Source organism: Microbulbifer maximicatervae (SeqCode), from assembly GCF_056232625.1.
In genome coordinates this window covers 3,808,590-3,835,371 of record NZ_CP174324.1, presented here as the reverse complement: position 1 = coordinate 3,835,371, position 26,782 = coordinate 3,808,590, and the positions used below count along the sequence as shown (strand labels likewise).

Sequence of the window (26,782 nt, the reverse complement as noted above, 5' to 3'; positions counted from 1 at the left end):
AGGCTACCTCCCCGCTCGGTGGGGTAGCCGATAAACAAACCGATGCCTGTGCATCGCGCTCTTCACTCCAGGGGAGGTGTCTGTGGCGCTGACCCGTCTTCTCTTATCTAATTTTCGAAATATCTGCTCTGCTGATCTCAAGCTGGGTCCTGGCGTTAATGTGTTTTGTGGTGCGAATGGCAGTGGCAAGACTTCACTGCTAGAGGCGGTACATATGCTGGCAACCGGTCGTTCCTTTCGCTCTCGCCAGCATAAGTCGGTTATTCAGCATGATACTGGTGGGCTTACGGTTTTTGCCCAGCTCGATACAGGTTTTAACTTGGGGGTAGAACGCCTCGCAGATGGCTCGGGCCGAATCAGGGTAAACCAGGCTCCAGCAGAATCCAGCTCACAGCTTGCTAGTTGCCTGCCACTTCAATTGATAAATAGCGAAAGTTTTTCCGCACTTGATGGTGGCCCCGGCGTTCGGCGCCGGTTGCTGGATTGGACAGTGTTCCACGTGGAACATTTATTTGCCCAGGAGTGGAAAAATTATCAAATCGCACTGCGGCAGCGAAATGCTCTCCTACGTCGTGGTAAAATCGATGAGGCCAGCATCGGCGTATGGGAAGAACAGTTGGCCCTTAGTGGCGATCGTGTAAACGATCTGCGATTAGCTCAGTTTTCTCAATTGCAGTCTGCCGTTTCACAACTGCTTGGTGAGTTACCACAGAGCCTATTGAGCCGTGTCGATATGAGTTACCGTCGAGGTTGGCGTAAAGAAGTTGACCTGCGTAGCGCTCTATCTGAATCACGGGAATCGGATGTTTCACAGGGGCACACGCGTATTGGTCCCCATAGGGCGGATATTCGTTTTAGCGTAGCCGGTGAGTCGGCCCACAATATCCTATCTCGCGGCCAACAGAAGATGTTGGTGTGTGCAATGCGCACGGCCATGGCGGAGGTAGTCTGTAGGCAGGGAGATATGCCAGTATTCCTGGTAGATGACTTGCCGGCAGAGCTGGATGACAGTAACCAACAGATTTTTGCGCATTGGGTTGGGCGTTGTGCCAGCCAGGTGCTTGTAACCGGAATTGAGGAGGGCACTACAAGCCGCCCCTGGCGGCAACTAGATGCCCCTTGGAATTGCCCGAAAGTGTTCCACGTGGAACATGGGAAGATCAGTGCCGAAGCTTCGGCCGCACAATAAGTTTAATGGAGCGAATAAATGTCAGAGCAGCAAAGCTATGACTCAAGCAGTATCAAGGTATTAAAAGGCCTGGATGCGGTGCGCAAGCGCCCCGGAATGTATATTGGTGATACCGACGATGGCACCGGTCTGCACCACATGGTATTCGAGGTGGTCGACAACTCCATCGATGAAGCGCTGGCCGGCCATTGTGATGAGATCCGCGTAACCATCCATCCAGATGAGTCCATTTCCGTATCGGACAATGGCCGTGGTATCCCGACAGAGATTCACCCGGAAGAGGGGGTTTCTGCAGCAGAAGTGATTATGACCGTCCTTCACGCGGGCGGTAAATTTGATGACAACACCTACAAGGTCTCCGGCGGTCTGCACGGGGTAGGGGTATCGGTGGTAAATGCTCTGTCCAAGGAGCTGAAGCTGACTATCCGTCGCGGTGGCAAGATCCACGAGCAGACCTACCACCACGGTGTGCCCCAGGCACCCCTGGAAGTCGTGGGTGACAGCGATACCACCGGCACCACTGTGCACTTCAAACCCTCAGAGGACACCTTCAGCAATATCGAATTCCATTTCGACGTGCTGGCCAAGCGCCTGCGCGAGCTGTCCTTCCTGAACTCCGGTGTGCGTATTGTCTTGAAGGACGAGCGCAGTGGTAAGGAAGAGGTCTATGAATACGAAGGTGGTTTGAGTGCCTTTGTGGAGTTCCTCAACCAGAACAAAACCCCGATTAACAAGGTTCTGCACTTCCAGAGCCAGCGTGAAGACGGCATTGCAGTAGAGGTGGCATTACAGTGGAATGATAGCTTCCAGGAAAGCATCTTCTGCTATACCAACAATATTCCCCAACGCGACGGCGGTACCCACCTGGCGGGCTTTCGTGCAGCCCTGACCCGTGGCCTGAACAGCTATATCGAGCGGGAAGGCCTGGGCAAGAAAGACAAGGTGAACACCACTGGCGATGACGCCAGGGAAGGTCTCACCGCGATTATCTCTGTGAAGGTTCCGGACCCGAAATTCTCCTCCCAGACCAAAGACAAGCTGGTTTCATCCGAAGTGAAACCCGCAGTAGAGCAGGAGATGGGCCACCACTTCACAGACTACCTGATGGAGAACCCACAGGAAGCCAAATCTGTCGTCACCAAGATGATCGACGCGGCCAAAGCCCGTGAGGCGGCACGCAAGGCCCGTGAAATGACTCGCCGCAAGGGTGCGTTGGATATTGCCGGCCTGCCCGGAAAACTGGCGGATTGCCAGCAAAAAGATCCGGCACTATCTGAAATTTACCTGGTGGAGGGTGACTCCGCTGGTGGTTCTGCCAAGCAGGGCCGCGATCGCCGTACCCAGGCGATCCTGCCGCTGAAGGGTAAGATCCTCAATGTGGAAAAAGCGCGCTTCGATAAGATGCTCTCCAGTGCCGAAGTGGGTACCCTGATTACCGCACTGGGCTGTGGTATCGGCAAGAGTGAGTTCAACCCGGATAAACTGCGTTACCACAGCATCATCATCATGACCGATGCTGACGTGGATGGAGCCCATATCCGTACCCTGTTGCTCACCTTCTTCTTTCGTCAGATGCCGGAGCTGATCGAGCGGGGCCACATCTACATCGCCCAGCCGCCGCTGTATAAGATCTCCAAGGGCAAACAGGAACAGTACCTGAAGGATGAGGGCGCTCTGACCCAGTTCCTCACCAACGCCGCCCTTGAAGGCGCCACGCTGTTTGTGAACCCGGACGCCCCAGGGCTTTCTGGTGCCTCCCTGGAAAGCCTGGTAGGCGAGTACCGCAGCGTACTGGCGACAATCGACCGCCTGTCGCGTCTGTACCCCGAGGAAGTGCTGCGCAGCATGATCTACCTGCCCAGCTTGTCTCAGGAAGACCTCCAGTCCCAGGAGAAAGTCGCAGCTTGGAGTGAGAAGCTCCAGGAGAAACTTGGTGACGAAGAAAGTGGTGGAACCCGTCGTCACGAAGTGACGGTTCAGGAGAACACCGAGCGCGGCCTATTCCTGCCCCATATCCATATCGTGGCTCACGGTGTAGGTAGTGACTACCTGATTAACCACGAGTTCTTCGATTCCGCCGAGTACGCGTCTATCTGCGCTCTGGGTGAGAAAATGGTGGGTTTATTGGAAGAGGGTGCCTTTATCCAGCGCGGCGAGAAGCAGCACCCTGTTGGCAGCTTCCCTGAAGTGATGGACTGGCTGATGGGCGAGAGTCGCAGAGGCTACGGTATTCAGCGCTATAAAGGACTGGGAGAAATGAACCCAGAGCAGCTTTGGGAAACCACCATGGACCCAGAGAGCCGCCGTATGCTGCAGGTAACCGTTGAAGATGCTATCGCAGCAGATCAGATCTTTACCACCTTGATGGGCGATCAGGTGGAGCCCCGCCGTGACTTTATCGAGACCAACGCATTGGCGGTGGAAAACCTCGACGTCTAATTGTCATTTTTCCGAAAATCCCACAGTAACTCCGCGAAAGGGGAATTACTGTGGGTATTTTTTCCGCTTAAAATAATTAGCCGCAAATTCAATATTTTTGTTTTTCGTCCCGTCAAAAGAGCCTCGTCGATCAGATACCCTCCTTTCCGTTAAAGCCTGAAATTACTGACAAACAATTAAAGTAAACAATAAAATTCTTGGTAAATTTTGGCCAAGCAATATTTTTGCTGTATTTTTAGAAAGTAAAAAATTATAGATGTTCTTCCTACTTATCTATTTCTACGAACAAATAAAATTAGGCGGACCATAAGACTTATGGGGAACTTCATCTCTTCTATTCTCGACGATACTCGTCGTTTGATAGCTATCAGTGGTGTGATTGCACTAGCTTTATACGGTTGCACAAGCACACAGAAATTAGTGAATTCCGAGTGGTATGAAATCGAAACCGAACATTTTCGGATCGTTACCAATGACAACCCCAAGCAAGTTGAAAAGCTGGCAATAGACTTAGAACGATTTCGGATTTTCGCGAAACGATATATCAAGTATTCAGCAGATCAACAGAAGCTGACCATTTACGCTCTGGATGACCGGCTCAGCTTTAAAGGAGTTAGTGGTAGTGAGTCATCTAGAACTGTCATTGGACAGTTCCATAATACTGCTTATGGGAGTTTTGCATTACTAAACCTAAACGGAAATCGTGCCCTTCCTGACAATCCGGCCCGTCAGACGTTGTTTCATGAATATGCGCATTTTTTGACCTACAGTGGAAGCCAGCACCTCTACCCCTACTGGTTTAGTGAAGGTATTGCTGAGGTATTTTCCACTGTAGATTTTGATGAAAATGCAAAGTACAGCTTTGGGAAAATACCGGTTGATCGAGCGATTAGTCTTAATCGAGCGAGAGAGTTGTCTCTGGATAAACTCCTTTCAGCCACACCTGGCTCTCTGAATGTAAGAGATACCGAGGCACTTTATGCCAGTGGATGGATGTTAGCTCACTGGATGATTTTCGACACGGATAGAAATAAAGCCTTAAATGAATATTTGGAGGCTTACAACGCCGGCGGTGATCCAATTGCGAGCCTACCTGAAGCTCTGGGAATGACTTTTGAAGAACTCAATGAGCAGTATAAGAAACTGTCGAGAAGTCATTTCAATTATTACGAGGGGGAGCTTTCTGATAAAGGTATCGTTAAATCCCCCTCCGTTAACCTGATGGACAGTAGTACCGCAGTCGCAGAGCTGGCCTACTTCATGGCAATTTCAGAGCAGGGTTCCGAAGTACTAGAGAAATATATTGCCTATGCAGATGAAAAGCAGGCTTCTAGCCCATCGTTAAATTCGGCACTGGCCATTGCTCTGACAGGCGAAGGAAATTATTCCCAAGCTGAGGAAGTCTTGAACTCTATTCCGGCGCAGTACCACGAAGAAACCTGGTATCTTGAAGCCCAGGCAAAAAATGATCTATCGGCTGCCTTGGCGGAGGAGGGGTTCCCCAACCCTGGAAATATGAAACGTATCCGGGATAAATATGTTCAACTAGTTAATGCCAGTGGGGAAGTACCCGCGTACTGGCATGAACTGGCGATCACAATGCAAGTTTTAGGGTATCCCCGCCAGAAGTATACGGAAATACTAGAGCAGGCGTATTTACGTGCACCGAGAGAAACAGGAATCGCTTGGTGGTATGTGCTGGAGCTTTACCTAGACCGAGATAAAGATCTCTTCGTAAAAGTCTCCCAACCGTTATTCATGCAAATTACAGAGGAGGGCTCGCGGGCACAGTTGCAGTCGATGCTGGATGAGTTGGAGAAGGAAGAGGGGTTGGAGTTCGAGCCTGAGATCAGTGGTTTGGGTCAATTAATGTCAACTTACAGGAAGTACTCAGGAAACAAAGCCCTGGCAATGGCTGCGGACTATCGTGGCGCATTTGTGGCAGGTTTTAACGAAGATGGCGGAAGCACCCAAGCTGAGGCGAATCAAAGTGCTCTTCTAGCCTGTGAGGAACAGCGAAAGCAGTACCAGATAAGGGACCGTTGTGAACTCTACGCGGAAGGTGAGGTGTTGGTGAATTCAACTACAAGGATGTAACTATCTAGTAGAAGTTAGGGAAGGCGCAAAGTAGGCAGTAATAGAGCTTACTTTGCGACAATATAAAGCTTGGTGATGAGAGTGGATGAACCGATTACCCCATTACCAAGTATCCACTCTGACAATTAGCTCCCAGAACATTGGGGAGTGGCCAGCACAAATTATGGCCAAAAAGCGTGTAAATCAGTATTGAGCCATCACTAAAGTCACAATACATCCCATCACTTTTAGAAAAATATCAGTCGATATAGTTAAGCCTTGCCTATTAACTTATCATTCAGACGGCCAAACAATTCCACGATAAACTCTCTAAAAACCTTAAAACGCATAACATTGCGGTGCTCTGGGTTGGAGACTAGCCACAGTTCATGCAGGCTGGATGGGGCTGCCCCAGGGACCCGAATGACTCCTTCAGCACCATCTGCAAGAAAGCAGGGCAGCCTGGCCAGCCCCAGTCCACTCTTAACTGCCTCTAGCTGTATCAAGCCGTGATTAATCTGGTGCTGATAAGGCATCTGTGGATAGGGCGTGTCTTTGGCCCAATTCAATGTGGCGTCATCGCCACTCCAGCCGAGCCAGTGGCCATCGTCAGGTACGGATTTCTCGATATACCTCGGAGAACCGTAACAGCAACTGGGTAGGTCGGCGAGCTTGCGAGCAACAAGTCGATCCGAAACATCGACGTCGCCTTTGGGGAGAATACGAAGTGCTATGTCGGCTTGGTGACTTTCCAAATCGAGAACGTGGCTAGTAACCAGTAGCTGTACGTTGATCTCTGGATACGTACGTGAGAAGTCATTTAGGTAGGGGATAATTAAGTGCGATGCGACTACATCCGGCATAGTGATGCGAACTTCCCCGGACAGCTGGTTACTCCCCCCCTGTAAATGCTTCTGCGCGGCATTTAGATACTGCTCTGCCGATTGGGCGTAGTCGAGCATCGCCTTGCCATCCTCCGTCAGCTGATAGCCTTTGGAGCTGCGATAAAACAGCTTGGCCTGGAGCTTTTCCTCCAGGGCATCAATACGGCGAGAAACTGTGGAATGGCTGACTTTAAAGTCGTCAGCAACGCTGCGAGCGCTCTTACTCCTGGCTACCGCGATAAAGAACTGGATATCTCCCCAATCGATGGACTCTTTATGCAACACAATGTCCTATTTTGCTGTATTCCGTTGCATACAGTGTCCAGTTAATCTGTCTCCCGTCAATAGCACTCCGTAGAGAAACCCAGGAGATCAGAGATGAAAGAAGCCCAAGTAAACCGAGAAATCGCAATTAACCGCCCAATTGATGAGGTCTGGAAAGTCCTCGCCGTTGATTTTGATACAGCTTACGAGTGGATGACGTTAATCCCTCACTCCTTCGCTAAGGAGGGAAAACCTGTTGAAAATGCGAGTGTAGAAGGCCGGGTTTGTGTCCTGACAAATAAGGGACCGTCGGGTCTTGTCGCAGATGAAACTATTACAAGGTTTGATGAGAAAAACTATGAACTGGATGTCTCGGTTGAAACCAAAAATACGCCACCGGGATTCCCCGTTAAAAAGAGTTTATCTCAATTTAAATTAAGCCCCTCTGTTGGTGGAGGCACAACAGTGAATTTCACCGCAAATATGGAGTTAAATGCTTTAGGAGGCGTGTTGAGTCCTGTGGTGAAGAAGATGACTGGCTCTCAATTTGAGCAAATGCTGAAGGACCTGAAAATTTACATGGAAAAAGGAGGTCATCTTGCAAAAGGGGCAGTTGCCTAGCCTATCGCATGATAAGTAATTTAAAGACTCTTCTGGATTTACGCGGAAGTAAATAGAAGAGTCTCCTTTTTAAAAAAATACAGCGAGTCGAGACTCGCCTTTTGTAATAGATTTTATTATTCGGTAAATACGTAAAAAGTATTTACTTTAAAAACGGCTGGGATAGAAGGTCTTGTTAAAGAGATAGGCGAAGTACGCTAGTCCTCGCCGAGTAGCCCATTCTATTTTTCCAACAGCAATCCGCACTCCCGGTGCTCCTCACCTTTAGTTGGATCAAAGTAAATATCGTTATCGGGAAGATCATTCTCGTAAACATACTCTTCCACATCGATTTCCTTGAGGTGGAACATCGGTGCCACTCGAATAGTACCGTGGTTGCCCTGGGTGAAAATATCCAGGTTTTTGCGGTGCGAATTCTGATCGTGGCGGATACCGTTTAGCCATACATCCGGCTGCAATTCCTGCATAGCGCGGTTAAACGGCTCCAATTTAACGGTCCTGGAAAAGAAGTCATGCTCAGGGGTATCCAGCTGTGGGATTCCCCCGTACACAGCGTTGTAGTGGGCCGCGGACATCTTCGGTGAGTAGGTGCGCAGGTTCAAATCGAGAGATTTGACCACGTTTTCAATATGGCGATAGGTTTCTGGGGTGTTATATCCATGATCCACCCAAATTACCGGGATATCCGGTTTGGCGCGCGTAACCAAGTGGAGAAAGGCTATCGCCAATGGGCGGAAATTAGTAAAAACCACCGGGTTCTGAGCGTGCTCCATAGTGAATTGCATAATTTCGCTTGGCTTGGCGCCAGCGAAACGCAGGTTCATGGACTCCAGGTCCGCATCGTGATGAAAGGTGCGTTCTGGAATAGGCTGTAAAGTTTGGCTGGAAGCGTTGCGTCCCATAAAAATTCAGCGCTCAGGAAAATTATGATGGGAGGCATGCTACCCGGTTCAAGAGTCGCGTAGAAACAATAAAAAGAAGTGATTCAATAAGCTTCAGTTATAAGGGAAAGACTATTCAATGGGCATAGTGCGGCAAATTTTATCTTGCAGATGCCCTGGGGCACTGCATGGAGATTGAATGCTGGCCATACTCCACGTTATAGCTGCGCTCCACCTCCACAAAACCATGCTTTTGTAGAAAGTATCGAGTGCGAAGATTCTCACGAAGTACTTCAGCCTTTAGTGGGTAACGCCGGTCACGAATTGAAGAAATGAGGTTAGTGCCGATTCCACAACCGCTAAATAAAGGACTGACACAGAGGTGGGTGACGATACCGTCACTAAGCAGCGTGATAAAGGCTTCCGCGACAGCATTATTGCGATCGGTATATACCAGGCATTGAGTGGCGTTACGGCAGTCTTTACGAAATTGAGCTATACGGTCCACCCAAAACTGGCGGGGTATGGAGGGGTGGGAGTTCGCTGATGCATGTAGCCAAAGTTGCTCCAACCTGTCCAGCTCTTTGAGTTTTGCCTTTCTAATCATGGGCACACCCGAAGCGGATACGTGAGCCCAATGCTAGTCAGATCGAAGAGTAGATCCTAGAAAACATCTGCTTATAAGAAAACCTTAAAGTTGCAGGCACTCCAACGAAGTTCGTGATGCTAAACAACAAAAATAAGAGTGTAAATAAAGTGTAATGGGAATGTTAAAATACAATCATTCGTATTTATAAAAACAATGACTCAAGGTTACTAATAATCCTTGGAGGGTTCATGAAGCACATTCCATTTACACCCCTGGCCTTTACGATAGCCACTCTTATTGCTGCGCCGACTTTAGCCGAGCAAAAGCTGGAGAGCGTAACAGTAATCGGCGACTCCTCATCTATTTCCAAGTTGCCTGGCTCTGCACACTTGGTTGATGCTGATGAGTTAGCCGAATTCGAGTTTGTAGATATCAATCGCATGATGCGCTCAGTTCCTGGGGTCTACATTCTTGAAGAAGATGGCTACGGATTGCGTCCGAATATCGGGATTCGCGGTGCCCAAGGGGGACGCTCCGCCAAAATTTCCTTGATGGAAGATGGAGTGTTAGTGGCTCCGGCTCCTTACTCTGCACCAGAAGCTTACTATTTCCCCAGTGCGGGCCGCATGAATGCAATTGAGGTGTTGAAAGGCCCCGGATCTCTGCAATATGGCCCATTCACCGTGGGTGGTGCAGTCAATATGTTGAGCACACCTATTCCCACTGCCAGTGAAGGTATGGTGCAACTAGAGGCCGGAGAATTTGGTGAGACCCGTTTGCATGCTCATTATGGCGCCAGTACAGAAAATACTGGCTGGCTGTTTGAAACACAGCAGCAGTATGCAGATGGATTCAGAGAAATCGATAGTGCCGGCAGCGCAGATATTGCTAAAGAAGACTATCTGTTAAAGGGTCGTATCAGTTCCGATAGAGACGCAACTTATCGCCAGCAGTTGGATATCAAGCTTCAGTACTCCGAAGAGGAGTCTGGCATGAGTTATCTGGGCCTAACGGATGCCGACTTTAAGAAAGATCCAAACCGTCGATACGGTATCAGCGCCCTGGATGAAATGCAGAATCGCCACAGCACTATCCAGCTGAACCACAGTATTGAACTGAGCGAAAGCTTTAGTTTGCATACCCAGGCTTACTACAACAAGTTCAAGCGCGACTGGTTTAAGGTCAGCGAGGGTGACTTGATAGATGCTGTTAATACCGGCGGCAGTGTTGATGGAGTTTTAGACCCTCAAGCGGTTTTGGATGGTACTGAAGATTACACCTTTGGTGTTAAGCACAACAATCGTGAGTACGAGGCCAAGGGCCTGCAGATCAGTGCCGATTGGCGCTTTAATACTGCTTCCGTTAGTCATGAGCTGTCCTTTGGAGTGCGCCAGCATCGAGACGAAGTGGATAGATTCCAGCCTGTGGAAAACTATGAACAGGTTGATGGCAAATTGGTGTATCTGAGCACAGATATTCCCGATACCGCTGAAGAAAGCAGCAATAACCGTGTTGAAGAAGCAGATGCAACTTCGTTCTTTATCTACGACGATATCCAGCTGAACGATAAGCTGACTCTCACTGCTGTTCTTCGCTACGAGGATATAGAGACCGAGCAGCAGCGTTATAACGACGCCGAGCGCACCGAGAAGGGCAGCTATCGCTCCAATCAGGTGGATGAATGGCTGCCAGGCTTGGGACTTGTTTACCAAGCAAGCGAACAGTGGAGCCTGCTGGCAGGTGTGCACCGCGGCTTCGCCCCTCCCGGCGCAGGTGCAGCCGATGGCCAGGGGCCGGAGTTATCCACAAACTATGAATGGGGTGCTCGCTTCGATAACGGAAGCCTGAATGCTGAATTGATCGCCTTCTACAGTGACTATGAAAATGCTGTGCAAAACTGCTCGGTGGCGGTGAAATGTCCCAATGGTGCCGAGAGTGGTACCTACCAGTTGGGTGAAGCAGAAATCAAAGGGCTGGAAGCTACGCTTGGGAGTGGGTGGGTGCTCACAAACGGCTGGATACTACCGGTGCGGGCAACCTATACCTTTACTGATGCAGAAATCAGTGAAGATAGTGACGATAATGACCTGCTTGCGGGCGACAATCTCGAATACCTCCCAGAAAATGTCTTTGCGATATCTGCGGGTCTGGATAGCGGCGCTGCTTGGCGTTTGAACCTGACTGCAGCCTATCAGGACGAGATGTGTGTTAATACCCAATGCAACCGGGGAGATACCGACCAATTTGATTATACCGAGTCATTTTGGGTTGTAGATGCTGCTGCGCATTACGATTTCATGGCTGACCTGACCGGTTACCTGAAGGTGGATAATCTGTTGGATGAGCAGGTTATTATTAGCCGCAGCCCAGATGGCGCCCGTGCAAATCGGCCCCGCACTGCCACTTTAGGCATGAAGTATGTCTTTTGACCTGAAGTAGGCTCATCGATCTGAGAACAAGGCCCCGGTCATTACCGAGGCCTTGTGGGGCTCATGAGCACCTACTTATTGGTGTTTCCCCCGAGATGTACAAAATGAGCTTTTAGGTAGTTGGTTTCCGGAATTGCTGGATGCACAGGGTGATCGGCCCCTTGACCACCACTGGCCAGAATTGAGGCTGGGCGCCCCAAGCGGTGAGCGGCGCCACGGATACAGTCGAGAAGCTCATCGGATTGCAGATGCATAGAGCAGGAAGCGCTTACTAACAGCCCATCCTTCGCCAACAAACGCATTGCGAGTTCATTGATATGGCGATAGGCCGCCAAGCCGGCTTTATGATCTTTCCTCCGCTTAATAAAAGCGGGTGGGTCGAGCACAATCGCATCAAACCTCTCCCCCTCTGCGACCAACCCTTTGAGGACATCCAGTGCTTTACCCTGGATGGTTTTGAGCTTGTCGGCGAATCCATTGTGATCCGCATTGAGCAAACACCAGTCCAAGGCCTGCTGAGAGGCGTCTACGCACACTACCTCTGCCGCACCATTGGCCAGTGCCTGAATACCCCAACCGCCCGCGTAGGAAAACAGATCTAATACTTTTTTGCCGTTGACCCAGCGATTCAACAGCCTGCGGTTTTCCCGGTGATCGTAAAACCAACCGGTTTTCTGCCCCTGGTGTACCGGGGCCAGAAGTGGAACGCCGTTCTCCTCGAACGGGACCATCTCGGGTACATCTCCAAAGGCTACGGTGTGTACCAGCGGCATATCTTCAACTGCGCGCCCCTGATGATCATTGCGCAGCAGGATGCCTTTGGGGTTAACCAGCTCCACCAACTTATCCACAATCGTTTGTTGGTAGCGCTCCATTCCCCAATTGCTGACCTGGACTACTAAATAATCCCCAAACCTATCCACTACCAAGCCCGGAAGCCAGTCAGAGTCACCGTATACCATCCGGTAGCTGGGGTGGGAAAAGTACCGTTGGCGCTGTTCAAATGCAGTTTGTATGCGCTCACAAACAGTATCTGTGGAAAAGTCAGAATTGCGGCTGACTACTCGTCCACAAATAAGTTGGCTCGGATTCACAAAGGCTGTGCCGAGCAGCTTGCCCTGGCTATCGTGAACTTGGCACTGACTACCCGCATCAATTCCCTTTAATGGAGAGCGCTTAGTGTCCACCTCATTGCTGTAAATCCATAGGTGGCCACGCTTGAGTCGGCGCTCTGCGCCTCGATTCAGTATTAACTCCACCAAAAGGGGATCTCCGTTGATGTGTACAAATTAGGGGCCAATTGTGCGGACAGCTAAGTGAAGGTCAAGCCTCAAGCTGATGTATGGCTCGTTCGGAGCTTTAAGAACCAATAGTCACCCGAGGGTTACTCATATCCGTCAAAGTTTATACGTCAGTACCGGAGAAAATGACTATCAATTTGGGGTAACAGGGTGTCTAAGCTGGCTATAACTGGCAGAATCTGGCGCCTGTAAATCATTCTTATCCCCAGCCGTTGTGGAAAACTGCCGAGATGAATAAGCACCAACAAACACAAAATGGAGCTAGGAAAGTCGCCATGGTGGTCTGCCCGGGTGCAACTAGCCTGGATATCACAGGTCCCCTAGAGGTTTTTGCCTTGGCAAATGATCAGTTGCGCAAACAAGGGCGTTCCAACCAGGATTTCTATGATATTCAGTTGGTGGGACTTGAGTCTGGTCCGGTTACGACTTCGACAGGGGTTAAGGTTTTTATAGACCTCCCGTTTCATGAAGCTGAGGGGATTCATACCCTGTTAGTGAGCGGCATGCCACCGGACTCCTGTCAGCGCGCTTGTGCCAATAGTTCTGTTCTGGAGTGGCTGGCTGAGCAGCAGAAAAAAGTTGCTCGTATTGGTTCAATCTGTAGTGGGGCCTTGATGCTCGCCAACGCAGGCATTCTCAATGGGCGGCGTGCTACGACGCATTGGGCGGATGTTCCTGAGTTGCAGGGATTCTCCCAGGTAGAAGTGGATCCGGATGCCATCTTTGTCCGCGACGGTAATGTTTATACGTCGGCCGGAATTACTGCTGGAATTGATTTGGCTCTATCGATGATTGAGGAGGACCATGGGAGGGGCTTGGCACTCAACCTGGCTCGAATTCTTGTTCTCTACTTAAAGAGAGATGGAGGACAGCAGCAATTTAGTGTGCGATTGGAAAATCAGATAAACAGCGATCGTTTTGCAACTTTAATTGAATGGATGTACCAGAATATTAAGAAACCTCTAACGGTGGAGAGGCTGGCTCAGGAAGCGGCTATGAGCCCACGGAATTTTGCCCGAAGCTTTGTGCGAGAGCTTGGTGTAACGCCTGCTCGTTTTCTAGAGCAAATAAGAGTGGAACGAGCTTGCCAATTATTTTCCGAACAAAATCAGTCACAGGATAAAGTGGCAAAACTCTGTGGGTTTCAATCCCAAGAGCAATTGAGAAGAGCCTTTAAAAAGCACAAGGGTATTTTGCCGAGTGAATATCGAAAGCGTTTTCACTAAAAATATAGTTATTAATTACTTGCAGACAATTGTAAATATTTAATTTGGGAGATTTATATTTAGCCTAGTTAAAAAGTAAATGATTCTTTAAATCTCTCCCAAACGGAATTTTTAATAATTGTTTATTGAAGGTCAGTTTTCAACTTTAGAGAAAATTTACTGAGTTGGAGGTAAACCTATGAATACCCTAATGGCGCTAGAGTTTATTAGTTTGCCAATGAAATACTTCTTTATGGAAAAATCTAAAAATAAATTTCGATATTGTTCACCGCTTAGGAAACATGGGAATAGAATAAAATTTGAGACCTAGGGCCGACCTAAAATCGTGTCGGAATTGGTCGTAAATGTGTCTCCTGCGACACTTTTAATTGTGTCAAGCTTGCTTCTAAATCGGGCAACAGACCTAAAGCTTAATTCGGAGGGGGTATGAGACGTAAGCTCATATTGATGAGCGTGGCCACACTTCTGTGTGGTTTTACTTATATGTTGTGGCCAGTTTATCAATTCTATGCCTGGTCACTAAATGCAGTGCCGTTAAGTCCATTGGGGTGGCAGGCTCTACCTACAAAAGCGCCGTCCACGCAAGAACTTTCCGATATTGGATTGCAGCTTGCCGCAGGGCAATCGCTTAAAGCAATTGAAGATCATCGTGAGAAAATCGGTGCTCCGGCAATTTCTGCGGCAGTATCTGCTTGTGGTGCAGTAGTTTGGGCAGGGGCCGCCGGCTGGGCCGATTTAGAAGAGCGAGTACCTGTTTCTACAGAGACTCGCTTTCGTATTGGTAGCACTTCTAAGGCTTTAACAGGAACCGCATTGGCGCGTTTGGTACAGAGGGGGGCTATTGATCTGGATAAATCTATCTCAAATTATTTGGAACCCTTACCAAACCCCGATTGGGCGTCAATGACCCCGCGCCAATTGGCTTCCCATATGTCTGGCTTGCCACATTATAAAAAGAACTCCGATTGGCTGGGGTTGTATCAAACTCTGGCACTGGATGTTCACTATGAAGATATGTATCGGGCTCTGGGAATTTTTGATGCTAGTGAATTACTTTTCGAACCGGGTACCGATTTTTATTACAGTACTTTGGGCACAGTTCTTCTGGGAGCCGTTTTGGCTGGTGCTGAGGACAAACCTTATCTGGAAGTGATGCATGATGAGGTATTTACGCTTAGCGGAATGAACAGCACAGAGGTATCGCCACTGAATGGTGATATAGAACGTAATATTGCTCGTTTCTACAAAAGTAATGGCTTGTCTGGCAGTGCCCTTCGCCTGCGGGAATGGCGTCCAGTGGATTTAAGTCATCGCCTGCCGGGGGGAGGCTTTATTTCCACACCCAGTGACTTGGTGAGACTGGGGGCTCAGTTCCTGAAAGCAGACTACTTGTCCCCAGGAGTCCGTGAGATATTTTGGGCGCCACAAAAATTGGCCAATGGTGAAGTGAATGAACAAAACTATGCCTTGGGTTGGCGGGTGACTGAAGTAGAAATCCCTGAGGTAGGATTAACAAAAGTGGCCAATCACGGCGGAGTTAGTCGTGGCAGTCAGAGTTGGTTAATGATATTACCGGAATATCAGCTTTCTGTTGCTGTGAATATCAATCGAAAGACAAAAGATTTTTGGGACTTTGGTCGAGTATCCCTAGACATAGCGAGCGCTTTTATTCATCAGCAGAATACACTCAATTGCGAATAAAAAACCGGCCAAACTCCGGCCGGTTTTGACTTTCACTTCTTACCATCAATTATTAGCGTGTGAGGCCTATTGAGTATTAATCATGACCTGAGTTTCGGAAAATTCTTTTTCTCCGTCACCATGAGCCAAAATACCAAGATGGCGGGTATTGGGAGTAATGTTCATCCACTCCAAAGAAACTACCCCAGTTCCGCCAATCTGTGCTTGAGCCGGCGCATCCACTGCGGTATTTCCATTGTCCCCGTTCAGATTAAAATTGAATAAGCTGAAATTGGTGGGGCCGGCGGATGTCGCATAATCGACAACAACGGCTGCATATTGACCGGGAGAGGGGTTAGCCAGGGAAACTGACTCTGCGGAAGTGGCGCTGCCGCTGGTACCGACTTCGGGGTAGTTTGGCGCTGGGCCATAAACTTCCAGGTCTAGGTCGTCACTTCCGCTACCGTCGCCCACATCGGCATCATACATAGCGATATGCGCAAGCTCTGTTCCTTCAGGTATATCAAAGAAAATTACTTGAACATCGCCATCTTCAACAGTGGTTGTAGTGGCCTCACCCTCCGCCAGGCCAGTGACATTCACCTGGAAATCACCGTTGTAGCCGAAGCCCACATTGAGTTCGAGGTTGCCATCGGTGCCGCTGCCAGTTAATTGCTGTGGTGCAGCTAGAGGAACAGGCCGAATAGCAATTGGGCTGCGCACACTGATCTGGGAGCCTACGGATTGCCAGGTGAGGTCACCAAAGACCCAAGTATTCATTTCGGCGGACTCTGTGGCGGTGAAGGTCACCTCAAACTCAGCACTCTCTCCCTCCCTGAGGCGTAGCACTTTCGGGTTGATATCTACATCGATACCGAGTGGCGCGTTGATGGATGCCCAATACCAACGCTGGCCGGGGGCGACGCTAGTAACCCGGCGTTTGATGGTCTGGCTGCCGAGGAGGTCGGCGACCCCCATAGAAGCGAGGTTCAGGTCGCTGGAATCGCTAGAGTATCCCAGGGACGTCAAAGCATCACAGGTTGTGCTATCGACCATCTCGGGCTGGAGTTCAGCGCCACATAGGAAGGCGAGATAATCATTGAAGCCCGCATCGTAAACCAGACCCGGTTTAAAGGCGTCACGGGGCACTATGGCACCGGCACCAATATCAAATGGTGTTGCATCCGCTAGTCCGTAAGACTTGCGTAGGTCATTGCGTGCACTCGTCATCAATGCGGACTTGGCCATTGCCGGGCTCCAGTGGGGGTTGGCCTGTTTCAGCATGGCCATTACACCGGCGACATGGGGACTGGCCATAGAAGTTCCACTGAGGGCTCCGAATAGTTCTCCTCCGCTTAACACTGGAGAAATCCCCGCGATAATGCCAACCCCCGGGGCACTGATATCCGGCTTGATAATATCCGGAGCTCCGCCGTTCTGGCCGCGAGATGAAAAGTTTGCGACGCGGTCTTCCCTGGGGATCAATTGAGATGGATCGATAACCCCAGAAACTTCGCTACTGGCTGCGAGAGTTTCGCCCTCGTAGTACGAGATCATCATTCCGGGGATACGGGTATCAGGGGCTGACATGGAAATCGGGTTGATGCGATCGTCTGCAGTACCATCGTTGTAAACGACGATAGCCAAGGCTCCGGCATCGGCAGCATTGTTATATTTATCGGTAAAGGAGCAACCCCCACGTCTTACCAGAGCAATACTGCCCTCCAAAGACTCGCTGTTAGTGACTTCGCTACAAGCTTCTAACGGCTCGCTGAGAACAACCTCAGCAGAGACTGCTCCAACCTCTTCCAGACTTACTGTGCCGTTACCCTCGCGTCCTTCGTAAGTGCCGGAAACCGACTCTGGTGAGGATACTTGTAGGGCTAAGCCGAAGCTCTGGTCATCTTCAGAGGCGCCGACTGCGGTTATCCAAGGAACCCCTGAAGGGGTTCCCATGGTCTCTGGGCCTGGTCCGTTATTACCGGCAGATGTGGCGACGAAAACGCCGGCATCGGCGGCAAATAAAAATGCGATGTCATCGGCACCACTAAAGGTGGTACTGGCGCCACCTATCGAGAAGTTAATAACATCCACACCATCGGCCACGGCTTCATCAATAGCCGCCATGGAGTCGGCGGACGAGCAACCACTATCATCGGGGTCTGGAGCATCCCAGCACACTTTATACACCGCTATGCGGGCTCGTGGCGCCATTCCGGTAAGGGTTTTTCCATCCGGGGTAATAACGCCATAGTTACCGGCGGCAGTGGTCGCGGTGTGGGTACCGTGCCCGTCTGCATCCCTGGCTGACAGGAATTCGTAATCTGCCAATTCGTTGTTGGTCAGGAAGGCATCGGAAAATGACTTGGCCTTAATCAGCTTATTGTTACAGGTAAACGCAGCGTCGTTGGGGTTTTGGTCACTGTTTCCAAATTCACAACCGTCACCAGTAAAGCTGTCGGGTATTGAACCGTAGGGAACTTGGGGCCCCAGGTTGCCCTGTAACGGTGTAGCTATATCTGCGACACTCTGGTGTTCAGGGTGGATCCCCGTGTCGATAACACCTACAACAATATCCTCACCCGTAATCCCCCAAAGCCATGGACTGGGCATATCTGTGATGCCGAGGAAGTCCGCAGTGGAGTCAGTATGGGGCTTTAGTAATTCATCTTCCCAAACACCTTTAACGTCGGCGCGACCGCGCAGAGCAGCCGCTTCCTTTTCACTCATTACGGCGGCGAAGCCATTAAAAGCGGTGTCGTATTCATGAACAGTGTGTGCGCTGGGAACGGTGGATAGAACTTGTTCCCGCCGCGACCGGAGGAAATTGGAATAGTGTTGGTAGCTACTGCTTTGGGGGTCGATTTTGCCACGCTTGGTCGGTTTGGTGGCCGATAAGCCGGGGATGGTACCGCTATAGGAGGACAGAGGTTCGCTGTCCAGTTGAACAATGTAAACTTTTTTTGGTTTTTTTTGACTGGGGGCAAACTTACTTGTGGCTGATTCAGCAAATACACTGTTGGATAACAACATACCGGCTGTCAGGGCAGTAAGAATTTTTCTTTTCATTGAAGTATCCCTTTTATTGTTTTGTGCAGGCGGCAACAAAAGGCTTAAAAGAGCTCGTCGCCGGGGGCATTACTCCTTTTCCCCCGACAGGAATGTTCAGAGCGTCATTTAAGCCTTACCCATCCTTGGCTTGGCACGAATCATTGATACAACAATGGGCTCGCCTTCCCGCTAGTTGCTTTTAAAGGAATGCGCCATACAGCTCAACATGTTGGCGCCTAGCTGAACAACAGATCGCAAAAATGGTGCGCCAGGTTAGATATTGGTCGCTTGAATCATCTAGCGAAAAGAGAGAGGGAGTGATTTAGGGGGATAATAGAAACTGAGAAAAATGCGAAAGATCAACAAATACTGAAGTATTAGCGAGGCGGGGATCCGGCTGCTCGATCAGGTGCTGTAACGTCTGATCACCTGCACCGGTTTTTACCAGAACGGGTTTACACCCCTTCTCCAACGCCAGATAAAGATCTGCCAGCTTGTCTCCGACCAAATAACAGTCGTGCAGGCTGGTATCAAATTCAGCCTCGATGGCATCCAGCAGACCCGCCAGGGGTTTGCGGCAGCGGCAATTATCTTCAGGGCCGTGGGGACAGTAGAAAATAGCGGCGATTTCGCCACCGGCATCTTCCACCTGAGCACGCATTTTAGCGTGCATTTCTTCCAGGTCATCCAGGTCAAATTGGCCCAGCGCCAGGCCGCTCTGATTGGTGGCTATCACCAGTTGATGGCCGGCCTGACTGAGCGCTGCCAGCGCTTCAATACTGCCGGACAGGGGTTGCCATTCGTCGGCGGATTTGACGAATTTATCGGGGTTTTCGTTGATCACCCCGTCGCGGCCGAGAATGATAATTGCCATATTCGTATCTCCCTGATTTGCGAGGCGGGGGGTTAATGCCCCGCCTCTTCAAGTCATTACTTGGCAGGAACCAGTAGGGAAATATCGGCAACTTCGAGGAACAGTGCGCGCAGTTGGGCCAATAGGGCCAGGCGGTTGTTGCGCAGTTGCTCGTCGTCACTCATTACCATCACGTGGTCGAAGAAGCTGTCTACGGTTTCACGCAGGCCAGCCAGGCCGGCGAGGCCCTCAGCGAAGAGCGCATCGCTATACAGAGGCTCGACTTCTGTGCGGGCAACCTGTACTGCGGCGAACAGAGCCTTTTCCGCCTCCTCCTGCAACAGAGCCTCATCCACACTGCTGGGTACAGCACTGTCTAACTTGGCGAGGATATTGGAAACGCGTTTGTTGGCGGCGGCCAAAGCACCAGACTCTGGCAGCTGGCTAAACGCGTTGACCGCGTGCACGCGGTTGTCGATATCCAGCGGGCGCGACAGCTTGCGCGCGGCAACGGACATAAATACTTCGGTGGCGATACCCTGGTCTTCGTAGCGGGCGCGGAAGCGTTCCAGTACATACTGCAGAGTCTGTTCCACCACCTTGTCATATTCACCCAGGGCAGTGCGCGGATAGCTGTCGCGGGCCAATTCCAGCAATTCGCGCAGGTCCAGGTCGAGACGCTTCTCTATGAGGATGCGGATGATCCCCAGGCTGGCGCGGCGCAGGGCGAAGGGGTCGCGGGAGCCGCTGGGAGGTTGGCCTATGCCGAAGATGCCGACCAAAGTATCCAGGCGATCCGCCAGGGCAATTACAGTGCCGGTGTCGCTGGCGGGCAGCTCGTCGCCGGCAAACTTGGGCATATACTGCTCGTACATGGCCTTGGCTACATCCAACGGCTCACCGTCGTTTTCGGCGTAGTAGTAGCCGGCGATGCCCTGCATATCGGCAAACTCGAACACCATCTCGGTAACCAGGTCTGACTTGCACAGGCGGCCAGCGCGCTCGGCCCAGTCGCCGTTGCTTCCGGTTTTCTCAGCGATGGTGCGGGCCAAGGCAGCTACCCGTTCAGTCTTGTCGTAGACGCTACCCAGGTGCTGCTGGAATACGATTTGGCGCAGTTTCTCGCGTCGTGATTCCAGGCTGGTCTTCTTGTCTGTCTCAAAGAAGAAGGCGGCATCCGCCAGGCGCGGACGGATTACGCGCTCATTGCCGTGGATAACCTGGGCGGCATCCTGGCTCTCGATATTGGACACGGTGATAAAGAAAGGCAGCAACTGGCCATCTTCATCTACTACATGGAAATATTTCTGGTGCTCCTTCATGGAGGAGATCAGGGCTTCAGCGGGTACTTCCAGGAAGCGCTCTTCGAAGCGGCCGGTGAGGGCAACAGGCCACTCCACCAATGCAGTCACTTCGTCGAGCAGATCGTCATCGATGACCGCTTCACCATTGACGTTGTTGGCTTCGGCAATCACCTGGGCGCGAATGGCTTCGCGGCGCTCGGCAAAGTCAGCCATTACGTAGCCGGGTTCGCGCAAAACCTGTGCATAGTCGTGGGCGGAGTGGATCTCCAGCTCGCGATTGCAGTGGAAGCGATGACCACGGCTGGTGTTACCGGCTTTTAAGCCGAGTACTTCACCGTTTACTACCTTGTTGCCAAACAGCATGACGAGCCAGTGCACCGGGCGCACGAACTCCTCGCGGCGCGCACCCCAGCGCATACGCTTGGGAATTGGAAGTTGCGCCAATGCCTTCTCGACAATGCTCGCTAACAGGGATTCGGTTTCAGCGCCTTTTTGCTCGTTGATAAAGGCCAAGCGCTCGCCTTTGTCGGTCTCTTTGCGTCCCAGCTCTTCAACAGTTACGCCGTTGCTGCGGGCGAACCCCTCAGCGGCTTTACTGGGCTTACCCTCTTTATCGAAAGCGGCTTTGACAGCCGGGCCCAGCTTTTCAATTTGTTTGTCTTGCTGCTTATCTGCCAAACCGAATACCGCTACCGCCAGGCGACGTGGGGCTGCGTAGGCTTTAACTTCGCCAAAAGACAACTCGGCGCCTTTGAGGCCCTGGGTAATACCATCGGCGAAAGCGCTCATTAATTTGTGTAACGCCTTGGGCGGCAGCTCTTCGGTGCCCAGCTCTACCAGAAAATCCTGAGCCATTACTGCTTCTCCTCTTGCTCGATGTCTTCCGCCAAAATATCTGCCCGCAGTGCTTCATCTGCCATGGGGAAGCCTAAGGCGCGGCGCGCATCGTAGTAAGCCTGTGCCACGGCGCGGGCCAGGGTTCGTACGCGCAGGATATAGCGCTGGCGCTCAGTCACTGAGATGGCGTGGCGCGCATCCAGAAGGTTGAAGGCGTGGGAGGCCTTCATAACTTGCTCGTAAGCGGGGAGCGGCAGGCCCAGCTCAATCAGGCGTGTGCTCTCGCGCTCGCAGTGATCGAAGGTCGCGAACAGGAACTCCACATCGGCGTGTTCAAAGTTGTAGTGGGACATTTCCACTTCGTTCTGATGGAAAACGTCGCCGTAGGTGACGGGGCTGCCATCCGGGTTGCGGGTCCAAACTAAATCGTAGATAGACTCGACACCTTGCAGATACATGGCGATACGTTCAAGACCGTAGGTGATCTCGCCGGTAACTGGGTAGCACTCGAGGCCGCCAACCTGCTGGAAGTAGGTGAACTGGGTAACTTCCATACCATTCAGCCAAACTTCCCAGCCGAGGCCCCAGGCGCCCAGGGTTGGGGATTCCCAGTTATCCTCAACAAAGCGAATATCGTGGACAGCGGGATCTACGCCCATGGCGCGAAGGCTATCGAGGTACAATTCCTGGATATTGTCCGGGGATGGTTTCATTACTACCTGGTATTGGTAGTAGTGCTGAAGGCGGTTGGGGTTCTCGCCGTAGCGGCCATCGGTAGGGCGGCGGCAGGGCTGTACATAGGCCGCATTCCAGTTTTCCGGGCCTATGGCACGGAGGAAGGTCGCTGGATGAAAGGTGCCGGCGCCCACTTCCATATCCAGAGGCTGTAGAATGACGCACCCTTGGCGCGCCCAATAATCCTGCAGGGCAAAAATGAGTCCCTGAAAGGTACTGAGATCGTATTGCTTGGACACCGCTATCTCCGGATCAGTATCTGCTGTGGGCAAAGGGACGCAATTATAGCGGCAGCGGCTGCTGTGCTTAAAGCGCTATAGCCGCATGAAAAAGCTCATTGGCCATACTTTGGCAATATTGCCGTTAAGATGCGGCTCTTTGTATAGGAAGTAACTTAGTGGATATGAAAGGGCGCCTTGCTGTCGGGGCACTGCAATTAATCGGTAAACTCCCGCTATCTTGGTCGCGGCGTTTGGGGCGATTCGTTGGCAGGGTTGCCGTGTGGACCCGGTCGGAAGGACTACGCCTGAGTAGGATTAACCTGGCTCAGTGCTACCCAGCCATGGACCCGAAACAGCGTGAGAAGCTTGCGCGTGCAAGTGTGGTGAATACTGCAATCAACGGTTTTGAGATGGCCAATATTTGGCATCACTCCTGGGACACGAATAAGAAGACTATTGTGAACGTCCGCAACGAGAAGTTGTTGTTTCAAGGAAAAGAAGATGGTCGCGGTACCTTGGTATTGATGCCGCATACGGGCAACTGGGAAATTTTTGGCATGTACCTGGCTGCTATGGGGCCGTCTATGGCGTTGTACCAGCCTCCCAAAATTGAGGCTTTGGATCCTGTGATTCGAGGTGGCCGGGAGAAAACCAATGCGACCATGGTACCGACCAATATTCACGGTGTTCGCTCCCTGCTCAAATGTCTGAAAGCGGGCCATGTGACGATGGTGTTACCGGACCAAGAGCCGGATATGGGGGGGGATTTTGCCCCTTTCTTTGGCCGTCCCGCGTTGACGATGACCCTCGCCCACAACTTGATTCAGCGCACCAACTGCCATGTGGTATTTGGTTTCGGCAAACGTGTCGATGAAGGTTTTGAACTGGTATTTCTCCCCGCTGAAAATGCGATTAGAAGCGATGAGCAGAAAGTTTCCCTGGCGGCGATGAATCGGGGAGTGGAGGCCTGTATTGCCCAGGCACCAGAGCAGTATCAGTGGGAATACAAGCGCTTCAGGAAACAGCCGGAAGGCAAGAGTAAAATTTACCGCAAGAAAAAGTAGGGGCTCTTCATAGAAGCCCCCACATAAAATTATTTAAGTCGCGTGCCGGAAAGCGACCACAACCGGCATGCGTGCCGCGCGCCAGGCTGGGAAGAAGCCGCTGATAAAACCGATTACCAGCGCCAATACGGCGCCCTGCACAAACAGGTCTGGGGACATCTCAAAACTAAACACCACCTGGGTAAAACTGCCTCCCAGAGTTGAGGTATTGAGGCCGTCGAAAAACAGGTAAGCAGCTAGGGAACCCAAAAGCCCACCGGCAACAGCTAAAACCATTGCCTCAGCAATAGTGCCGCAGAACGCGGAGAAGTTGCTGAACCCCAATGCGCGCAAAGTAGCGATTTCACGAGCCCGGTCCGCTACCGAGGTATACATGGTGTTGAGCGCCCCGGCCAGTGCGCCTAGCGCCATCACAGAGCTGATAATCCAGCCAAAAGTAGCGATATATTGCAGTTGTTTACCCTGGCTGGCGAAGTACTCCTGTTCGGTTTGCGCTTCCAGGTTCAGGCGGGGCTCGCGTTTGATGGTTTCCTGAATGGGCTTGAGATCGCCGTTATTCTCCAATTGCAAACGGATTGACTGGTAGCTGTTACCCCGGTTGTAGTGACTTTGGATAATTTTGATATCTGCCCACAGCTCGCTCTCAAATATATTACCCCCTGTGGAAAAGACCCCAACAACTGTCCACAGGTTTTTGCCAAAGCGCACTTCTTTACCGATTTCGAAACCATTAAATTCACGCAATACCCCTTCACCAACAATCATTTCGTTAGTGCCGGGAGTAAACATACGCCCCTCCACCATACGCATGTTATTGCGCATGGCCATGCCGGTTTCATTGAGGCCGCGCAAGGGGATATTGGCTTCGGTGCCGGTGGATTTCTTCAGGCCATCGACAATAACGTAGAGCTCCGGTGATACCAGCGGGCCGTTCGTATCCCTGGCAACACCGGCCGATTCCGCAATCAGGTTGACCTGGTCCTGCAGGATTACAGAGTTGATTTCACTGGCAGACCCCTCTCGCATCAGGATAGCGATCTGGCTGGAGCCGGCCCCACTCATGGTCGCCTCAAATCCCTTGGCCATAGCGAGAAACGCCAGCAGGATTGCGACGACAACTGCCGAGGCAAATACCATGGCCAGTGACATCCACAGGCGCCGACGCAGGCTGCCCAGATTCATCAGGGTTACCGAAACAATTTGTGCAATAAGAGAACCCATAATTTCTTCTCCTTTAAGGCTTCCCCAGTGAAAACCATTGTGTAGTCTCAGTGGGGCACCAGTTTATTGTTGTCGGTTAAATGCAGTTACTATGTTAAGTCGCAGAGCCTGAAAGGCTGGCATCAGCCCGGTAATCAGACCCAACAACAACATAAATAGAATGGCTTGCAGGGCGATATCCCCATCCAAAATCAAGTTGGGCAAAAAGCGGGCAAGGAAGGTTTTTACCCCTTCGACCAGCAGCCAGGCTGCGGCCAGGCCGGAAAGGCCGCCGACAAAGGCAATTAACAGGGACTCCGACAGCACCATTCGGAAAATACGGGTGCTGGAAAAACCCAGGGTTTTTAATACAGCAATTTCCCCGGTACGCTCGCGAATAGCTAGCGCCATAGTGTTGCCAACCACTACCAAAATGGTGAAAAAGGCAGTAAACACCACAGAAAAAATAATTAAGCCAATATTTCCGATTTGTTCAATAAAGGCTTTATTAAAGGCTTTCTCGGTACTGGTATCGGTTTCACTCTGCGAGTTGGCAAAATTGTCATCGATAGTTTTTGCGACGTTTTCATTGATGGCAGGGTCATCGGTTGTTAGTGCCATCCAGCCAATCCAGTCACCACCGAAAGTCTGTGTCTCCATAAAATATTTATAATGAAACAATAATTGGCGTGTATCGTACTGTTCCGTATCCCCTTTAAAAATCCCGGAAATCACAAATTCCCAGGTGTAGCCACCATCTTTATGCGAAAAAATATTGGAGGATAAAGGAATCCTATCGCCCACTTTCCAGCCGTAAATCTGCGCGAGTTTTTCCCCAACCAAGGCCCCTTGCCTATTGTTAAACCAAGCCTGCTTTTGTTCCTCGGGAATAACAATTTCTTCATAGACTTTTAAATAGGATTCTGGATCTACAGCCATTGAAACGACCTGCCGGCTGGGTTCCTGAAAATAACCGCCAAACCAGTTGAGATGAGTTACATGTTTCACTCCCTCGACGGCTGCAACCTTTTGCACATAGGCAATGGGTAGTGACTGGGTAAAGTTAATTCTATTGAATACCACCAGACGATTATCAGCGGATAATTCCACGCTGGAATTTAATGCGGACTTGAGGCTGGTAACCGAACCGAAAATCAAGAAGGCGATAAAAATAGCAAAGCAAGTAAGGAATAGCCGCAAGGGCTTCCTTGTCATATTTTTAAAAACCAAATAAAAATCACTCATGCCACTATTTCCCTCTGCACAAATTGCCCTTTATCCAGATGCAGCGTGCGCTTGGCGTATCTTGCAGCCGCGGGATCATGGGTAACCATCACGATGGTTTTGCCGTGATCGCGGTTTAACAATTGCAGCATTTCCAGTATTTCATCTGCTGTGGCACGATCCAGGTCACCAGTGGGCTCATCACACAGAATCAGTTTTGGATCGGAAACGATGGCGCGAGCGATGGCAACACGCTGTTGTTGCCCGCCGGACATTTCACTGGGCATATGTTTTGCCCGATCACTTAACCCCACCAGGGCCAGTGCGGTTTCCACATTGTGGCGGCGTTGAGATTTGGAGAGATTTGTCAGCAGTAGCGGCAGCTCTACATTGCGCTGGGCATTGAGCATCGGCATTAAATTGTAAAATTGGAAAATGAAACCAATATTTCTCGCTCGCCAGCGGGTTAGGGCGCCTTCATTGAGGGAGTCAATGCGCTCGCTGTCAAACCATATCTCTCCACCGCTGGGTTGATCGACGCCGCCCAACATATTTAACAGCGTTGTTTTACCGGAGCCCGAAGGCCCCATAATGGCAACGAAATCACCGCGATCAATTTCCATATTCAGGGATTCAAAAATGGAAATGGTCTCTTTGCCCTTGGTAAAACTTTTGCTGACATCCTTCAGCTGAAACAACACTTCCTCTGACATC

The 26,782-nt window shown here is 50.8% G+C and carries 19 protein-coding genes; 8 read left to right on the top strand and 11 right to left on the bottom strand.

Annotated elements, in window-relative coordinates; genetic code table 11:
- Positions 1 to 82 precede the first annotated feature (82 nt).
- The 3 genes from recF (at position 83) to ACJJI6_RS16685 (ending at position 5,725) form a co-directional block, all read left to right on the top strand.
- Complete coding sequence (recF, locus tag ACJJI6_RS16695; RefSeq protein ID WP_475711315.1) at positions 83 to 1,189, top strand: DNA replication/repair protein RecF; 1,107 nt, start codon at positions 83 to 85, stop codon at positions 1,187 to 1,189.
- Positions 1,190 to 1,207: 18 nt separating this feature from the next.
- Positions 1,208 to 3,628 (top strand): DNA topoisomerase (ATP-hydrolyzing) subunit B, encoded by a 2,421-nt coding sequence (gene gyrB / locus ACJJI6_RS16690; protein WP_444959780.1) that lies wholly within the window; start codon positions 1,208 to 1,210, stop codon positions 3,626 to 3,628.
- 315 nt (positions 3,629 to 3,943) lie between these two features.
- Positions 3,944 to 5,725 (top strand): hypothetical protein, encoded by a 1,782-nt coding sequence (locus ACJJI6_RS16685; protein WP_475711313.1) that lies wholly within the window; start codon positions 3,944 to 3,946, stop codon positions 5,723 to 5,725.
- Between the two features lie 251 nt (positions 5,726 to 5,976).
- Here ACJJI6_RS16685 and ACJJI6_RS16680 read toward each other — a convergent pair whose 3' ends face one another.
- On the bottom strand, positions 5,977 to 6,870 hold the full coding sequence (locus ACJJI6_RS16680) for a LysR family transcriptional regulator (protein ID WP_475711311.1): 894 nt from the start codon (positions 6,868 to 6,870) through the stop codon (positions 5,977 to 5,979).
- A gap of 96 nt (positions 6,871 to 6,966) precedes the next feature.
- Between ACJJI6_RS16680 and ACJJI6_RS16675 the strand changes: the two genes are divergently transcribed.
- Entirely contained in the window at positions 6,967 to 7,473 is a 507-nt protein-coding gene (locus ACJJI6_RS16675) for an SRPBCC family protein (RefSeq protein ID WP_282930559.1), read from the top strand.
- Between the two features lie 221 nt (positions 7,474 to 7,694).
- On the opposite strand, the gene ACJJI6_RS16670 is transcribed toward ACJJI6_RS16675, so the two are convergent.
- Both ACJJI6_RS16670 and ACJJI6_RS16665 read right to left on the bottom strand, forming a co-directional pair.
- On the bottom strand, positions 7,695 to 8,375 hold the full coding sequence (locus ACJJI6_RS16670) for a phosphoadenosine phosphosulfate reductase domain-containing protein (RefSeq protein ID WP_444911839.1): 681 nt from the start codon (positions 8,373 to 8,375) through the stop codon (positions 7,695 to 7,697).
- A gap of 139 nt (positions 8,376 to 8,514) precedes the next feature.
- Entirely contained in the window at positions 8,515 to 8,961 is a 447-nt protein-coding gene (locus ACJJI6_RS16665; RefSeq protein ID WP_475711310.1) for a GNAT family N-acetyltransferase, read from the bottom strand.
- 230 nt (positions 8,962 to 9,191) lie between these two features.
- Between ACJJI6_RS16665 and ACJJI6_RS16660 the strand changes: the two genes are divergently transcribed.
- A complete protein-coding gene (locus ACJJI6_RS16660; protein ID WP_475711308.1) occupies positions 9,192 to 11,372 on the top strand; it encodes a TonB-dependent receptor family protein in 2,181 nt (726 codons plus the stop codon).
- Between the two features lie 71 nt (positions 11,373 to 11,443).
- On the opposite strand, the gene ACJJI6_RS16655 is transcribed toward ACJJI6_RS16660, so the two are convergent.
- Positions 11,444 to 12,631, bottom strand: a complete 1,188-nt coding sequence (locus tag ACJJI6_RS16655) for a class I SAM-dependent rRNA methyltransferase (protein WP_475711306.1) — start codon at positions 12,629 to 12,631, stop codon at positions 11,444 to 11,446.
- A gap of 272 nt (positions 12,632 to 12,903) precedes the next feature.
- Here ACJJI6_RS16655 and ACJJI6_RS16650 point away from each other — a divergent pair, with 272 nt between their 5' ends.
- Together ACJJI6_RS16650 and ACJJI6_RS16645 are read left to right on the top strand one after the other, a co-directional pair.
- Positions 12,904 to 13,899 carry a GlxA family transcriptional regulator gene (locus ACJJI6_RS16650; RefSeq protein WP_444915111.1) on the top strand — a complete coding sequence of 332 codons (996 nt, stop codon included), beginning with the start codon at positions 12,904 to 12,906 and terminating at the stop codon, positions 13,897 to 13,899.
- A 426-nt stretch (positions 13,900 to 14,325) separates the two neighbouring features.
- The gene (locus tag ACJJI6_RS16645) at positions 14,326 to 15,600 is read left to right on the top strand and encodes a serine hydrolase domain-containing protein (protein WP_444892436.1); all 1,275 of its coding nucleotides are present in this window, start codon (positions 14,326 to 14,328) and stop codon (positions 15,598 to 15,600) included.
- A 66-nt stretch (positions 15,601 to 15,666) separates the two neighbouring features.
- Here ACJJI6_RS16645 and ACJJI6_RS16640 read toward each other — a convergent pair whose 3' ends face one another.
- The 4 genes from ACJJI6_RS16640 to glyQ all read right to left on the bottom strand — a co-directional run bounded on the left by ACJJI6_RS16640 (position 15,667) and on the right by glyQ (position 22,598).
- A complete protein-coding gene (locus tag ACJJI6_RS16640) occupies positions 15,667 to 18,648 on the bottom strand; it encodes a S8 family serine peptidase (RefSeq protein WP_475711304.1) in 2,982 nt (993 codons plus the stop codon).
- 304 nt (positions 18,649 to 18,952) lie between these two features.
- A complete protein-coding gene (gene gmhB, locus ACJJI6_RS16635; protein WP_444918654.1) occupies positions 18,953 to 19,504 on the bottom strand; it encodes a D-glycero-beta-D-manno-heptose 1,7-bisphosphate 7-phosphatase in 552 nt (183 codons plus the stop codon).
- 56 nt (positions 19,505 to 19,560) lie between these two features.
- Complete coding sequence (gene glyS, locus ACJJI6_RS16630; protein WP_444918655.1) at positions 19,561 to 21,642, bottom strand: glycine--tRNA ligase subunit beta; 2,082 nt, start codon at positions 21,640 to 21,642, stop codon at positions 19,561 to 19,563.
- On the bottom strand, positions 21,642 to 22,598 hold the full coding sequence (gene glyQ, locus ACJJI6_RS16625) for a glycine--tRNA ligase subunit alpha (RefSeq protein ID WP_282930551.1): 957 nt from the start codon (positions 22,596 to 22,598) through the stop codon (positions 21,642 to 21,644). The genes glyS and glyQ overlap by 1 nt, the downstream gene beginning before the upstream one ends.
- A 164-nt stretch (positions 22,599 to 22,762) precedes the next feature.
- On the opposite strand from glyQ, the gene ACJJI6_RS16620 reads away from it, so the two are divergent.
- Positions 22,763 to 23,644 (top strand): lysophospholipid acyltransferase family protein, encoded by an 882-nt coding sequence (locus ACJJI6_RS16620; protein WP_475713466.1) that lies wholly within the window; start codon positions 22,763 to 22,765, stop codon positions 23,642 to 23,644.
- Between the two features lie 33 nt (positions 23,645 to 23,677).
- Here the strand turns inward: ACJJI6_RS16620 and ACJJI6_RS16615 are convergent, their stop codons facing one another.
- From ACJJI6_RS16615 to ACJJI6_RS16605, 3 genes are all read right to left on the bottom strand, one after another.
- Complete coding sequence (locus tag ACJJI6_RS16615) at positions 23,678 to 24,865, bottom strand: ABC transporter permease (RefSeq protein ID WP_445355334.1); 1,188 nt, start codon at positions 24,863 to 24,865, stop codon at positions 23,678 to 23,680.
- Positions 24,866 to 24,928: 63 nt separating this feature from the next.
- Positions 24,929 to 26,089: an ABC transporter permease gene (locus ACJJI6_RS16610; protein WP_444940347.1), complete on the bottom strand. Its 1,161-nt coding sequence runs from the start codon at positions 26,087 to 26,089 to the stop codon at positions 24,929 to 24,931.
- Positions 26,086 to 26,781, bottom strand: coding sequence for an ABC transporter ATP-binding protein (locus ACJJI6_RS16605; RefSeq protein WP_282930547.1), 696 nt, complete (start codon positions 26,779 to 26,781; stop codon positions 26,086 to 26,088). The genes ACJJI6_RS16610 and ACJJI6_RS16605 overlap by 4 nt, the downstream gene beginning before the upstream one ends.
- Position 26,782 lies beyond the last annotated feature (1 nt).